Raw genomic sequence first — 424 nt, forward strand, 5'->3', positions numbered from 1 at the left:
AGCTAAGTTGGGTAATAATTCTTGTTTTGATCCTCAGTTCCTGCCAGGATGTGGAAAGAATGGAAAAGCCCGAAAATCTTATTCCCCGGGGTAAAATGGTAGAAGTGCTAACCGAGCTTTCCCTGCTTCACGGGGCCCGCAGCTACAATAAGAATATGTTGGAAGAAAAAGGTATTGCGCCTTATCCTTACCTTATGCAAAAGTATGGGATAGACAGTGCTCAGTTAGTGCAAAGTAATAACTACTATGCCCAAAATTACCGGGAGTACGGCTATATCTATGAGGAAGTGAAGCAAAGGTTGGAACTGCTGATGAAAAAATATGATTCTCTCCGGGAGATCGAGGAGAAGGAAAGGGATTCTTTAAGGAATTTAAATAAGGATTCTCTGGACCTTCCGGTTGATACCCTGCAGCAGGATAGTCT

Annotated in this window: 1 protein-coding gene; it reads left to right on the top strand. The window is 42.9% G+C overall.

All coding sequences use genetic code 11. The annotated features are described in order from the left end of the window. Positions 1-59: 59 nt before the first annotated feature. The coding region (locus HC175_RS15340) for a DUF4296 domain-containing protein (RefSeq protein WP_209310007.1) at positions 60-424 on the top strand (365 nt) is incomplete at its 3' end.

Source organism: Salinimicrobium oceani (assembly GCF_012037645.1).